The following is a 13,501-nucleotide window of genomic DNA, read 5'->3' on the forward strand; positions in this document are numbered from 1 at the left end:
GGAAGAACAATGAAAAGGATGTTTACGGGTTTACTGTTACCGGCGTTTGCCGCGCTTGTTGCCTTGAGCGGCAGTGCTGGTGCGTCTGATGCCCCAGACCAGTTGCGCATTGGCTATCAGAAGGGTTCCGTCAGCATGGTGCTGGCCAAATCACACCAACTGCTGGAGCAACGTTTCCCACATACCAAAATTAAATGGATCGAATTTCCAGCGGGACCACAGATGCTGGAAGCCCTGAATGTTGACAGCATTGATGTGGGCAGCACCGGCGATATCCCGCCGCTGTTTGCGCAGGCTGCAGGCGCCGATCTGCTGTATGTCGGTTCGGAGCCGCCCAAGCCGCAAGCGGAAGTGATTCTGGTGCCAAAGGATAGCCCGATTAAAACCGTTGCCGACCTGAAAGGCCATAAAGTGGCGTTCCAGAAAGGTTCCAGCTCGCACAATCTGCTGCTTCGCGCGCTGGAGCAGGCAGGGCTGAGTTTTAAAGACATCCAACCGACTTATCTGACCCCAGCCGATGCCCGCGCCGCTTTCCAGCAAGGCGATGTGGATGCCTGGGCGATTTGGGATCCGTACTACTCTGCCGCACTGCTGCAAGGCAATGTGCGAGTCCTGGTGGATGGTAGCAAGCTCAATCAAACCGGCTCCTTCTATTTAGCCACGCGCAAGTACGCGCAAGCGAATGGCCCCTTTGTGCAACAGGTACTGCAGGCGTTTAGTGATGCCGATGCACTCACTCGCAGCCAACGTGATCAGAGCATCGACTTACTGGCGCAAGCCATGGGCCTACCCAAGCCGGTGATTGCCAGCTACCTCGACCATCGTCCACCGACCACCATCACGCCGGTCAGCGCCCACACCGCGCAGGCCCAACAGCAAACGGCCGATCTGTTTTACGCCAACCATTTGATGCCGGTAAAAGTGAATATCGCTGACCGTATCTGGCATCCACAATCGGCCCAGCCATAAGGAATTGAATCATGAGCGTATCCGTATTCTGGTTTCTCCCGACCCACGGTGATGGGCACTACCTCGGCACCGCAGAAGGCTCACGTCCGGTAGACCACGGCTATCTGCAGCAAATTGCACAGGCCGCCGATCGCCTCGGTTTTGGTGGCGTGCTGATCCCCACTGGCCGCTCCTGTGAAGATGCATGGCTGGTGGCGGCGTCACTGATCCCGGTGACACAGCGTCTGCGTTTCCTGGTGGCGTTACGTCCTGGCGTGATTTCCCCCACGCAGGCGGCACGCCAGGCAGCAACGCTGGATCGCCTCTCCAATGGTCGCGCGTTGTTTAACCTGGTGACCGGTGGCGATCCCGAAGAACTGGCGGGGGATGGCGTGTTTCTCGATCACCGTGAGCGATATGAAGAGTCCGCCGAGTTCACCCGCGTCTGGCGTCGTGTTTCCGAGGGTGAGACGGTGGATTACGAGGGCAAACACGTCAAGGTGCGCGGTGCACGTTTGATGTTTAAACCGGTGCAACAACCCCGTCCGCCACTGTGGTTTGGCGGTTCGTCAGACGCTGCCCAGGATCTCGCCGCTGAACAGGTCGATGTCTATCTCACCTGGGGTGAGCCTCCTGCATTAGTGAAAGAAAAAATTGACCAGGTGCGGGCCAAAGCCGCCGCACAGGGCCGCAAGGTACGTTTCGGTATTCGCTTGCACGTGATTGTGCGCGAAACCAATGAAGAGGCATGGCAGGCGGCCGATCGTCTGATTGCCCACCTCGATGATGCCACCATTGCTAAAGCGCAGGCTGCCTTTGCCCGCACCGATTCCGTCGGCCAGCAGCGTATGGCTGCGCTGCATGGCGGCCGCCGTGACAAGCTGGAGATCAGTCCTAATCTGTGGGCCGGTGTCGGTTTAGTGCGCGGCGGAGCCGGTACCGCGCTGGTGGGCGATGGCCCCACCGTGGCGGCACGCATGCAGGAGTATCAAGACTTAGGCATTGAGACCTTTATTCTCTCGGGCTATCCGCATCTCGAAGAGGCTTATCGTGTCGGCGAGCTGCTGTTCCCGCATCTTGATTTAGCCATCCCGGAAGTGCCGAAGCCACGCGTGGTGCAGGCGCACGGTGAAGCGGTGGCGAATGATTTCACACCACAAAAAGTGTCACAGAGTTAAGGAGTTGATGATGGCAAAGATACAAAAACAGCTAACGAATGCCCTGCTCCCCTGGGCGCTGCCGGTGCTGTTGATTGTGGTGTGGCAACTCGCTTCACAAGTGGGGTGGCTCTCTACCCGCATCCTTCCGTCACCGGAAAATATCATTATTACGTTCTGGAAGCTGACCGTTAGCGGAGAGTTATGGCAAAACCTGGCGATCAGCGGCTGGCGTGCCGCCATTGGCTTCGCCATCGGTGGATCGATTGGTTTGATTCTCGGGCTGATCACCGGCACATCACGCGTTGGCGAACGTTTACTGGATACCTCAGTGCAGATGCTGCGCAACGTGCCGCACCTGGCATTGATTCCTTTGGTGATCCTGTGGTTCGGCATTGATGAGTCTGCCAAAATTTTCCTGGTGGCATTAGGCACACTGTTCCCGATCTACCTCAACACCTATCACGGCATTCGCAACATTGATCGGGGTCTGGTAGAGATGGCACGTAGTTATGGTCTTTCCGGCTGGAGCCTGTTTATCCAGGTGATCTTGCCCGGTGCCCTGCCTTCCATCATGGTGGGTGTCCGCTTTGCCCTTGGGCTGATGTGGTTGACGCTGATTGTTGCCGAAACCATCTCTGCCAACTCCGGCATTGGTTATCTGGCGATGAATGCTCGTGAATTCCTGCAAACCGATGTGGTGGTGGTCGCCATCATTCTCTATGCGCTGCTCGGCAAACTGGCCGATGTTGCTGCCCAACTGCTGGAGCGCGTATGGCTGCGCTGGCATCCAGCTTACCAATTAAAGGAGAACGCATGAGCAACGTAACCTTAAGCCCGTCGCGCCTGAACAGCGGCACCCCAGTGGGTGTGAACGGTGTCAGTAAGCAATACGGCGATCGCACCATTCTGAATAACATCGACCTGCATATTCCGGCAGGCCAGTTTGTCGCCGTGGTTGGCCGCAGTGGCTGCGGTAAAAGTACCCTGTTGCGCCTGCTTGCCGGGCTGGAGTCCACCACCCGTGGCGAGTTACTGGCAGGAACCGCGCCGCTGGCACAGGCACGTGAAGATACCCGTTTGATGTTCCAGGATGCCCGCCTGCTGCCATGGAAAAAGGTGATTGATAATGTTGGTCTGGGTTTAAAAGGACGTGAATGGCGCGCTGCCGCGCTGGAAGCGCTGGATGCTGTAGGCCTCGCCGATCGCGCCAATGAATGGCCCGCTGCGTTATCGGGTGGACAAAAACAGCGTGTGGCACTGGCGCGTGCGCTGATTCATCGTCCGGGATTGTTGCTGCTGGATGAACCGCTGGGCGCACTGGATGCCCTGACGCGTATCGAGATGCAGGGATTGATCGAGTCACTGTGGCAACAGCATAACTTCACCGTGCTGCTGGTCACGCACGATGTCAGTGAAGCGGTGGCCATGGCCGATCGCGTACTGTTAATCGAAGAGGGGCAAATCGGTCTGGATTTAACCGTGGATCTGGCGCGACCACGCCGTCGTGGTTCGGCGCGTCTGGCCGAGTTAGAAGCGGAAGTTTTGGATCGCGTGATGAAACGCAGTACATCCGAACAACCGCTGAAATTTGCGCAACAGCGATAAGAGAAAAGCGCGATAAATCGCGCCGCTACAGATTGGTGCATACCCTGTAGCGGCGCAATTTTATCAGGCATTCAACGCCTTGGTGATCTTCTCATACAGATCGCCCGACAGTTTATCCAGCCCTTTCAGAGTCTCCAGTGCCTTGCGCATCAGTGCCTGACGGTCAGCATCATAGCGTTTCAGGCGAATCAACGGCTCGATCATACGCGCCGCCACTTGCGGGTTACGCGTGTTGAGATCGGTCAGCATCTCCACCAGGAACTGATAGCCACTGCCATCTTTAGCGTGGAACGCGGCTGGATTACCCGCAGCAAAAGCGCCAATCAGCGAACGAATACGGTTCGGGTTGCCCATGGTGAATGAGCGGTGGTTGAGCAATTCACGCACTTTATTCAGGACGTCATCTGCTGGGCTGGTTGCCTGCAGCACAAACCATTTGTCCATCACCAGACCATCCTGATGCCAGCGCTCATCGTACGCCGCCAGCAACGCGTCACGGCAAGGCAATTGCGCCGCCACTGCCGCTGAAAGCGCCGCCAGTGCATCCGTCATGTTAATCGCCTGCTGATACTGCGCCTTCACCAGCTTATCGGCCTGCTCCGCATCGGCGAAGGCCAGATAGCTCAGACAAACATTTTTCAGCGAGCGCTTGCCGATTTCCGCATGCTCAATACGGTAATCTTGGCTCTGATTCGCCAGATACACGGCATAGAGTTCATCGCTCAACTCCGTGGCCAGCGCATGGACTAACGCCGCACGTACTGCCGAGATCGCCTGCGGATCAATCACCTCAAACAGCTCGGCGATTTCGTTCTCTGAAGGCAGTGACAGAATCAGCGCCGTCAATGCCGGATCGCCCTGCTCATCCAGCAACACGGCACGGAAGGCATCCGCAACATGCAACGGTAATGACAACGGTTGTCCCTGCTGATGGCGCGCCACATTCAGGCGAATGTAAGTGGCCAGCAGGCTCTGTGCCGCATCCCAGCGCGAGAAATCATTGCGTGCGTGACGCATCAGGAAGGTGAGCTGTGCATCGCTCCATTTATAGTCGAGCTTCACCGGAGCCGAGAATTCACGCAGCAATGAAGGTACCGGCTGAAAGTGGACGTTATCGAAGATAAAGGTCTGGAACTCTTCCGTGACATTTAATACGTGATGTACCGGATGACCATTGTGCTGCAGCGGAATCACTTTGCCTTCGTTATCGTACAGTTCAATATCCAGCGGAATGTGCAGCGGTAATTTCTCTTTTTGTTCAGCAGTCGCCGGGGTGCGCTGCGTCACGTGCAGGGTGTATTGCTCCAGTTCCGGGTTATAGTCATCGCGTATTGTCAGCACTGGCGTACCCGCCTGGCTGTACCAGCGGCGGAACTGCGACAGATCGACGTTAGAGGCATCTTCCATCGCCTGGACAAAATCGTCACAGGTTGCTGCGCTGCCATCATGGCGCTCAAAATAGAGTTGCATGCCTTTCTGGAAGTTTTCCTCACCCAGCAAGGTATGCATCATGCGGATGACTTCCGAGCCCTTCTCATAAACGGTCAGGGTGTAGAAGTTGTTCATTTCAATCACCTGATCCGGGCGGATCGGGTGTGCCATTGGACTGGCGTCTTCAGCAAACTGCGCACCGCGCATCACGCGCACGTTATCAATGCGGTTCACCGCGCGTGAACCCAGGTCCGAGCTGAACTCCTGATCGCGGAACACGGTCAGCCCCTCTTTCAGGCTGAGCTGGAACCAGTCACGGCAGGTAACACGGTTACCGGTCCAGTTATGGAAATACTCGTGCCCAATCACCGCCTCAATGCCGAGATAATCTTTATCCGTCGCGGTTTCCGCTTTCGCCAGCACATATTTGGAGTTGAAGACGTTAAGACCTTTGTTCTCCATCGCGCCCATGTTGAAGAAATCCACGGCGACGATCATGAAGATGTCGAGATCGTATTCAAGATTAAAGCGCTCTTCATCCCATTTCATGCTGGCTTTTAACGAGGTCATTGCCCAGTCAGCACGGTCAAGATTGCCGCGATCGACAAAGATCTCCAGCGCCACATCACGGCCTGAACGCGTGGTAAAGCTGTCTCGCAGCACATCGAAGTCACCTGCTACCAGTGCAAACAGGTAGCAAGGTTTCGGGAAGGGATCCTGCCATCTCACCCAGTGGCGGCCATCTTCATGCTGTCCACTCTCCAGCTTGTTGCCGTTAGACAGTAAGAACGGATAAGTCGCGGCATCAGCAATGATGGTGGTGGTAAAGCGCGCCAGCACATCAGGGCGATCCAGATACCAGGTAATATGGCGGAAACCTTCGGCTTCACACTGGGTACAGAGCGCATCACCCGATTTGTACAACCCTTCCAGCGCGGTGTTCTTGTCTGGATGAATGTCATTAATAATGGTCAGCGTAAAGTTGTCCGGCAGTTGGCTGATCACCAGAGCCCCTTCTTCTTCACGGTAGTGCGGCCACGGCTGCCCTTCCACCGCCAGTGACACCAGCGTAAGGTCTTCGCCATCCAGACGCAGCTCGGCATCCGCAGCGCCAAGGCGCTTCACCTGGCTTACCGCAGTGACGCGCGTGCTGGCAGCCTCCAGGTCAAAGGTTAAATCGATATCGGTGATGGTGAAATCTGGCGCACGATAGTCGTGGCGATATTTAATTTGCGGCTGTTGCGTCATAAGTCCTTCTCGCATCGTTGAATTATCTACCCGTCAGAGTCTAAGCGGGTTGCGCCTTCGTTGCCACGCACAATGCGTGCCTTCGCTGAAAAGGCTACAATTCATTAACAATGGCACAAATGACCCTCGACCTGCCACCCGCAATTATGGTGTGATCCCGGTCATTACTGTTTTATACTCCTGCGTCTTTATGACTTTGTTGACACCGGGCTCTGCTCCGCGGAAGAGGATGCTGAAACGCACCATGACTGGACACGCTTCCCCGATTTTGACCACGCTGCTTGATACCGATGCGTATAAGCTTCACATGCAGCAGGCCGTTTATCATCGTTATTACGATGTCCCGGTTACGGCAGAATTTCGCTGTCGCGGCGATGAATTGCTCGGCCAGTATGCCGACGAGATTCGTGCGCAGATCGATACCCTGCAATCTCTCGCCCTGAGCGACGATGAATATAATTACCTCAGTGGCTTACCTTTCTTTGAAACCGATTACCTCAACTGGCTACGCCAATTCCGCTTCGATCCTGCGCAGGTTAAGGTGCGTAATGATAATGGACGCCTGACGATTCAGATCAGCGGACCGTGGCGTGAAGTGATTTTGTGGGAAGTGCCGCTGCTGGCACTGATCAGTGAAGTGGTACACCGCCATCGCACGCCGCAAATGGGCGTTGATCAAGCGGTCACACATTTGCAGCAGAAGCTGGTGGATTTCCGTCAGCAGGTGGGTGACCTGGATATGTCACGCTTCCAACTGATGGATTTCGGCACCCGTCGCCGCTACTCCAAAGCGGTGCAGGAAGCGATTGTCAGCACCCTGAAAGCCGATTTCCCATGGTTAGTAGGCACCAGTAATTACGATCTGGCCCGCCGCTTACAGCTCAATCCGGTTGGCACCCAGGCACATGAGTGGTTCCAGGCACATCAACAGATCAGTCCTGTGCTGGCGAACAGCCAACGTGCCGCGCTGCAATCCTGGCTGGATGAGTATGATGACCAACTGGGTATCGCTCTCACTGACTGTATTACCATGGATGCCTTCTTGCGTGATTTTGGGCCAGGCTTCGCGCACCGTTATCAGGGGCTGCGCCATGACTCCGGAGACCCGGTTGAATGGGGTGAAAAGGCCATCGCACATTATCAGCGCCTGGATATTGATCCGAAAAGTAAAACGCTGGTGTTCTCCGATAACCTGAATCTGGACAAAGCCTTGGCGTTATATCGTCACTTTGGCCAGCGCGCCAACGTGGTATTCGGTATCGGTACGCGCCTGACCTGCGATATTCCCGGCGTTACGCCGCTAAATATCGTGATCAAACTGGTGAGCTGCAATGGCAAACCGGTGGCAAAACTCTCGGATAGCCCTGGCAAAACCATCTGCCAGGATAAAGCCTTTGTCCGTGCACTGCGCAAAGCTTTCGACCTTCCACTGGTCAAAAGAGCCAGCTAATCACCGATGCAGGGTGCTCGCACCCTGCTCTCTTGCAACAAATCTCCCCTTCTCCCGGCAAAATTGCTTGTTTCCTGTTGGCTCGCAAGTAACATAGCAAAACCCCAAAAAGGGGCTTTTACCCACTTATATAGAGAGATATTTATGAGCGTAGTGCCTGTAGCGGATGTACTGCACGGCCGTGTCGCGGTTGACAGTGAAGTCACCGTACGTGGTTGGGTGCGTACCCGAAGAGATTCCAAAGCCGGTCTTTCCTTTATCGCCGTTTATGACGGTTCCTGCTTTAATCCCGTTCAGGCCGTCGTCAATAATTCTCTGAATAATTATCAGGATGAAGTGCTGCGTCTGACCACCGGCTGCTCGGTTATTGTCACCGGTAAAGTGGTTGAATCACCGGGCGAAGGCCAGGCGTTCGAACTGCAGGCGACGAAAGTGGAAGTCACCGGTTGGGTTGATGATCCAGACACCTATCCGATGGCAGCTAAACGTCATAGCATCGAATACCTGCGCGAAGTGGCTCACCTGCGCCCGCGTACCAACCTGGTCGGTGCCGTAGCGCGTACACGCCATACGCTGGCCCAGGCGCTGCATCGCTTTTTCCATGAGAATGGCTACTTCTGGGTTTCCACCCCGTTGATCACCGCCTCTGATACTGAAGGCGCGGGCGAGATGTTCCGTGTTTCCACACTGGACATGGAAAACCTGCCGCGCGATCCACAAGGTAAAGTCGATTACGACAAAGACTTCTTCGGTAAAGAAGCCTTCCTGACCGTTTCCGGCCAGCTGAATGCGGAAACTTATGCTTGTGCACTGTCAAAAGTCTACACTTTCGGCCCGACCTTCCGTGCAGAAAACTCCAACACCAGCCGCCATTTAGCGGAATTCTGGATGCTGGAACCGGAAGTGGCATTTGCTAACCTTGACGATGCCGCGGCGCTGGCAGAAGCCATGCTGAAATATGTGTTTAAAGCGGTGCTGGAAGAGCGTGCGGATGACATGGCGTTCTTCGCCGAGCGCGTAGACAAAGATGCGATTGCGCGCTTAGAACGTTTCGTTACTACCGATTTTGCTCAGGTAGACTACACCGATGCAGTGGATATTCTGCTGAAGAGCGGTCAGACGTTTGAGAACCCGGTGTCATGGGGTGTGGATCTCTCTTCTGAGCACGAACGTTATCTGGCAGAGAAACACTTTAAAGCGCCGGTAGTGGTGAAAAACTACCCTAAAGATATCAAAGCGTTTTACATGCGTATGAACGATGACGGTAAAACTGTGGCGGCGATGGACGTTCTGGCGCCGGGAATCGGTGAAATCATCGGGGGTTCGCAGCGTGAAGAGCGCCTGGATGTACTGGATGCGCGTCTGGCTGAGATGGGCCTGAATAAGGAAGATTACTGGTGGTATCGTGACCTGCGCCGCTACGGCACCGTTCCACATGCAGGTTTCGGATTAGGTTTCGAACGATTAATCGCCTATGTCACCGGCGTACAAAATGTAAGGGATGTTATCCCCTTCCCACGTACCCCGCGTAATGCTAATTTCTAAAATTAGCCATTAAATATAAGTAATTCATATATATAACGAGGTCGGCACTGCCGGCCTTTTTTTATTTTTGTAAATTTTGAGTTCTCTCACAAAGTTCCCGATATTTTACAAATTGTAATACATAATTTCTTTTTGATACGTAATTGCGAGATTTGAATCATTTTCGGGCTAGAAATAGCAACCCTGTGATGGAAAGATGCGTGCAGACACAGGAGACATCAAACTTCTTTCAAGGTTCTGTAAAGATTTCTTGACGGCAGTGGCAGATGTCCAAATAACTCCAATGAGGGTAATAAAAAATGATGAAGCGCAACATTCTTGCAGTGGTTATCCCTGCTCTGTTAGCTGCAGGCGCAGCAAACGCAGCAGAAATTTACAACAAAGACGGCAACAAACTGGATCTGTACGGTAAAGTTGATGCGCGTCACAATTTCTCTGACAACGCTGGCGATGACGGCGACCAGACCTATGTTCGCTTCGGCTTCAAGGGTGAAACCCAGATTAACGATCAGCTGACCGGTTACGGCCAGTGGGAATACAACGTACAGGCTAACCACACCGAAGGTGGTGCTGACGCACAGTCTGGCAACAAAACCCGTCTGGGCTTTGCTGGTCTAAAATTCGGTGACGCGGGTTCATTCGACTATGGTCGTAACTACGGCGTTATCTACGACGCAATGTCTTACACTGACCAGTTGCCAATCTTCGGTGACGATACCATGTACCAGGAAAACGACAACTTCATGATTGGTCGTTCAAGCGGTCTGGCTACTTACCGTAACAGCAACTTCTTCGGTCTGGTTAACGGCCTGAGCTTCGCTGTACAGTATCAAGGTAAAAACGAAGGCAGCCGTGACCCACTGTATCAAAACGGTGATGGTTGGGGTACTTCTGTAGCCTATGACACCGGTATGGGCATCAGCGCTGTAGGTTCTTACTTCTCAGCTGACCGTACCACCGCTCAGGTTGCTGATGGCAACGGCGATAAAGCTGACGCGTACGCATTCGGTCTGAAATATGACGCGAACAATGTTTACCTGGCAGCCTTCTATGGCCAGTCAAACAACACCACTGCTTACGGTAACACCGCTCGTCAGACTGCAAACAAAACTCAGAACTTCGAAGTGGTTGCACAGTACCAGTTCGACTTCGGTCTGCGTCCATCCATCGCTTACCTGCAGTCTAAAGGTAAGGACCTGAACGGAAACACTGCTAACGGTTCTACTTTCGCTGGCGGCGATGCAGACTTGGTTAAATACATCGAAGTGGGCGCGTACTACTACTTCAACAAAAACATGTCTACCTATGTTGACTACAAAATCAACCTGCTGGATGACAACGACTATACCCGTGCTCAGGGCGTAAGCACTGATGACGTAGTGGGTGTTGGTCTGCAATACCAGTTCTAATCACCTGATTAGAAATTTGTAAGACCTAAAAACGGAGCCTTCGGGCTCCGTTTTGCTTTTCAGTGATCGGCTTCTCAATTAGCGCCACTACTTTATACACGCGGCTTATTTCTTTTTTATGTCAGCGGTTGGCAATAGTATCATCTGACGTTACCCTGATAGCTCATTTCGCTAAAGTTCACCTACACGGAACTGACTCATGTTTGAATCGATCTCTGCCGCACCCGCCGATCCTATTCTGGGACTGGCTGACCTGTTTCGCGCCGATGACCGCCCGAATAAAATCAACCTTGGCATTGGTGTCTATAAAGATGAAACCGGTAAAACCCCGGTTCTGACCAGTGTTAAAAAAGCTGAGCAGTATCTGCTGGAAAATGAAACCACCAAAAATTACCTGAGCATCGATGGTCTGGCTGATTTCGCCAGCTGCACTCAGGCGTTGCTGTTCGGTAAAGAGAGCAGCTTGATTGCTTCGGGCCGTGCCTGCACGGCGCAGACGCCTGGTGGTACCGGTGCTCTGCGTGTTGCCGCTGATTTCCTCGCTAACCAGACCAACGTTAAGCGGGTCTGGGTGAGTAATCCAAGCTGGCCGAACCACAAGAACGTGTTTAACGCGGCTGGCCTGGAAGTCTGTGATTATCAATACTATGACGCAGCCAACCACAGCCTCGATTTTGCGGGCATGGTAGCATCGCTGCAGGAAGCGAAAGCCGGCGACGTGGTGCTGTTCCACGGCTGCTGCCATAACCCGACGGGTGTCGATCCTTCCGCAGATCAGTGGCAGCAGTTGGCGAAGCTGTCGCAGGAAAAAGGCTGGCTGCCACTGTTTGACTTCGCTTACCAGGGCTTCGCCCGTGGATTAGACGAAGATGCTGAAGGCCTGCGTATTTTCGCTGCCTCACATCAGGAATTGCTGGTTGCCAGCTCCTACTCCAAGAACTTTGGTCTGTACAACGAGCGCGTGGGTGCGTTGACACTGGTTGCTGCAGACAGCAACACCGCTAAGACCGCCTTCAGTCAGGTGAAGTACAGCATCCGTGCTAACTACTCGAACCCGCCTTCACACGGTGCCGCTGTGGTGGCAACCATCCTGGGCAACGATGCGCTGCGTACCATTTGGGTACAAGAGTTGAGCGATATGCGTCAGCGTATCCAGCGCATGCGTCAGCTGTTTGTGAATACGCTCGCCGAGAAAGGGGCAAAACAGGACTTCAGCTTTATCATCCAGCAGAACGGCATGTTCTCGTTCAGCGGTTTGACTAAAGATCAGGTGGTACGCCTGCGTGATGAGTTCGGCGTGTATGCCGTTAATTCTGGTCGCGTGAACGTGGCAGGTATGACGCCGGACAATATGTCTGCGCTGTGCGAAGCGATTGTCGCCGTGCTGTAAGACTCAGCATCGTTACATGAAAAATGGGCCTCTGCGGCCCATTTTTTATTGCAGAAATGGATTACTGATTCGCTCGCGACCCAGGGTTGAAATGGGTCCATGGCCCGGCACAAAAGTTACATCATCGCCTAACGGCAGCAGCTTAGTATTGATTGCAGCGATCAGGTCGCTGTGACTGCCCTGCGGGAAATCGGTACGGCCAACACCGCCATTAAAAATCACATCACCGGAGATCAGCAAGCGACCCGCGCGGTCGAAAAAGACAATGTGTCCCGGCGTGTGGCCAGGGCAAAGCAGCACCTCAAGCGAGACATTTCCTACCTGTACCGTTTCACCCTCTTCCAGCCAGCGATCTGGCGTCAGCGGCGCGCACTCGGGTAAACCAAACATACGGCTTTGGGTTGGCAGATTATCCAGCCAGAAGGCGTCCAGTTTATGTGGGCCGACAATTGGCACCTGATAATGCGCAGCGAGCTCGGCAGCGGCACCAACGTGGTCGAGATGACCATGCGTCAACAGGATTTGTGCGGGTGTTAAGCCCCGCTCAGCCAGCACGGCAATAATGGTTTCTGCATCGCCGCCGGGATCGACTAACGCCGCCTGCTGGGTCTCTTCATCCCAAATGACCGAGCAGTTCTGAGAAAAGGCCGTAACCGGAATAATATGGTAATTCATAGCGCTCCATGACCGACACACGCAGCGCTGCCGGTATCAGGACCAGTGCCTTGCAGGCCCGGTATCAATGTGTACGAAGTTGCTGCGCGGGTAATATCCTACACCACCAGCGCGCATAGATAACGCCGCTTTGCGAACATTGCTCAATGAAATTCCCTCGATATGGAAATCCATCGCCTGCCCTTTGGTGTGATAACTGTGTTTTGCCACGCCAGGGCCCGATTCACGCAGCATATTATTGGTGGCGAGCGTACGGTAACCCGAGATCAGCTGCACAGGCTTGCGCGTATTCAGTACCATCTGCAAACGGTAAAGCTGGTCAAAGAGATGCGGATCGATGTGTTTTACCTGATTGGCGCGGTAATCTCGGAAGAAGTGGTTTAAACGGGCTAACTCATCCTTGTCATAACTCTTGCCGTTAAAAAACTCCGTTTTAAGGGTTTCGCCGGTGTGAAGGTTATTAAGCGTCAATACTCGTGGGCGAGCGGTGGAAAGCGAAGCCAGAGCTGAACCTGGAAGCAGTGACAAACCTGCCGCTGCGCCTCCAATCAGGAGTAATCGACGACGTTGAGAATCAAAATTAGCCATGTTGCGGGGTTACCTAATCTAAAACGATAAAAATATGTGTAAAAAGTACACA

General features: G+C 53.8%; 11 protein-coding genes. 8 read left to right on the top strand and 3 right to left on the bottom strand.

Translation table 11 applies throughout. From position 1 onward, the window contains the following. The first annotated feature begins 9 nt into the window (after positions 1–9). Genes ACPUC8_RS05015 through ssuB form a run of 4 tightly spaced genes read left to right on the top strand, consistent with a single transcriptional unit; the run spans position 10 to position 3,713 of the window. Positions 10–969 carry a sulfonate ABC transporter substrate-binding protein gene (locus ACPUC8_RS05015; RefSeq protein WP_102136015.1) on the top strand — a complete coding sequence of 320 codons (960 nt, stop codon included), beginning with the start codon at positions 10–12 and terminating at the stop codon, positions 967–969. An 11-nt stretch (positions 970–980) separates the two neighbouring features. Beyond that, positions 981–2,126 carry an FMNH2-dependent alkanesulfonate monooxygenase gene (ssuD, locus tag ACPUC8_RS05020; protein ID WP_039328979.1) on the top strand — a complete coding sequence of 382 codons (1,146 nt, stop codon included), beginning with the start codon at positions 981–983 and terminating at the stop codon, positions 2,124–2,126. 10 nt (positions 2,127–2,136) lie between these two features. Continuing rightward, positions 2,137–2,925: an aliphatic sulfonate ABC transporter permease SsuC gene (ssuC, locus tag ACPUC8_RS05025; protein WP_039328981.1), complete on the top strand. Its 789-nt coding sequence runs from the start codon at positions 2,137–2,139 to the stop codon at positions 2,923–2,925. Then, positions 2,922–3,713 carry an aliphatic sulfonates ABC transporter ATP-binding protein gene (ssuB, locus tag ACPUC8_RS05030; RefSeq protein WP_039328983.1) on the top strand — a complete coding sequence of 264 codons (792 nt, stop codon included), beginning with the start codon at positions 2,922–2,924 and terminating at the stop codon, positions 3,711–3,713. The genes ssuC and ssuB overlap by 4 nt, the downstream gene beginning before the upstream one ends. A 63-nt stretch (positions 3,714–3,776) precedes the next feature. Here the strand turns inward: ssuB and pepN are convergent, their stop codons facing one another. Next, positions 3,777–6,392: an aminopeptidase N gene (gene pepN, locus ACPUC8_RS05035; RefSeq protein WP_494925683.1), complete on the bottom strand. Its 2,616-nt coding sequence runs from the start codon at positions 6,390–6,392 to the stop codon at positions 3,777–3,779. Positions 6,393–6,636: 244 nt separating this feature from the next. Here pepN and pncB point away from each other — a divergent pair, with 244 nt between their 5' ends. The 4 genes from pncB (at position 6,637) to ACPUC8_RS05055 (ending at position 12,186) form a co-directional block, all read left to right on the top strand. Then, complete coding sequence (pncB, locus tag ACPUC8_RS05040; RefSeq protein WP_039329008.1) at positions 6,637–7,842, top strand: nicotinate phosphoribosyltransferase; 1,206 nt, start codon at positions 6,637–6,639, stop codon at positions 7,840–7,842. 144 nt (positions 7,843–7,986) lie between these two features. After that, positions 7,987–9,387, top strand: a complete 1,401-nt coding sequence (gene asnS / locus ACPUC8_RS05045; protein WP_039328987.1) for an asparagine--tRNA ligase — start codon at positions 7,987–7,989, stop codon at positions 9,385–9,387. A 299-nt stretch (positions 9,388–9,686) separates the two neighbouring features. Then, entirely contained in the window at positions 9,687–10,796 is a 1,110-nt protein-coding gene (gene ompC, locus ACPUC8_RS05050) for a porin OmpC (protein ID WP_039328989.1), read from the top strand. Between the two features lie 199 nt (positions 10,797–10,995). Then, entirely contained in the window at positions 10,996–12,186 is a 1,191-nt protein-coding gene (locus tag ACPUC8_RS05055) for an amino acid aminotransferase (protein WP_039328991.1), read from the top strand. A gap of 45 nt (positions 12,187–12,231) precedes the next feature. On the opposite strand, the gene ACPUC8_RS05060 is transcribed toward ACPUC8_RS05055, so the two are convergent. Then, positions 12,232–12,861: an MBL fold metallo-hydrolase gene (locus ACPUC8_RS05060; protein ID WP_039328992.1), complete on the bottom strand. Its 630-nt coding sequence runs from the start codon at positions 12,859–12,861 to the stop codon at positions 12,232–12,234. A gap of 36 nt (positions 12,862–12,897) precedes the next feature. Further along, positions 12,898–13,449, bottom strand: a complete 552-nt coding sequence (gene mepK, locus ACPUC8_RS05065) for a peptidoglycan L,D-endopeptidase MepK (protein WP_039328994.1) — start codon at positions 13,447–13,449, stop codon at positions 12,898–12,900. Positions 13,450–13,501 lie beyond the last annotated feature (52 nt).

The sequence above is a fragment of the Pantoea sp. CFCC18177 genome (assembly GCF_059412425.1).

Coding starts and splice junctions, on each gene's coding strand:
- pncB (WP_039329008.1), top strand. CDS start 6,637: ATGACTGGACACGCTTCCCCGATTTTGACCACGCTGCTTGATACCGAT.
- ssuD (WP_039328979.1), top strand. CDS start 981: ATGAGCGTATCCGTATTCTGGTTTCTCCCGACCCACGGTGATGGGCAC.
- ACPUC8_RS05055 (WP_039328991.1), top strand. CDS start 10,996: ATGTTTGAATCGATCTCTGCCGCACCCGCCGATCCTATTCTGGGACTG.
- ACPUC8_RS05015 (WP_102136015.1), top strand. CDS start 10: ATGAAAAGGATGTTTACGGGTTTACTGTTACCGGCGTTTGCCGCGCTT.
- mepK (WP_039328994.1), bottom strand. CDS start 13,449: ATGGCTAATTTTGATTCTCAACGTCGTCGATTACTCCTGATTGGAGGC.
- ompC (WP_039328989.1), top strand. CDS start 9,687: ATGATGAAGCGCAACATTCTTGCAGTGGTTATCCCTGCTCTGTTAGCT.
- ssuC (WP_039328981.1), top strand. CDS start 2,137: ATGGCAAAGATACAAAAACAGCTAACGAATGCCCTGCTCCCCTGGGCG.
- ssuB (WP_039328983.1), top strand. CDS start 2,922: ATGAGCAACGTAACCTTAAGCCCGTCGCGCCTGAACAGCGGCACCCCA.
- pepN (WP_494925683.1), bottom strand. CDS start 6,392: ATGACGCAACAGCCGCAAATTAAATATCGCCACGACTATCGTGCGCCA.
- ACPUC8_RS05060 (WP_039328992.1), bottom strand. CDS start 12,861: ATGAATTACCATATTATTCCGGTTACGGCCTTTTCTCAGAACTGCTCG.
- asnS (WP_039328987.1), top strand. CDS start 7,987: ATGAGCGTAGTGCCTGTAGCGGATGTACTGCACGGCCGTGTCGCGGTT.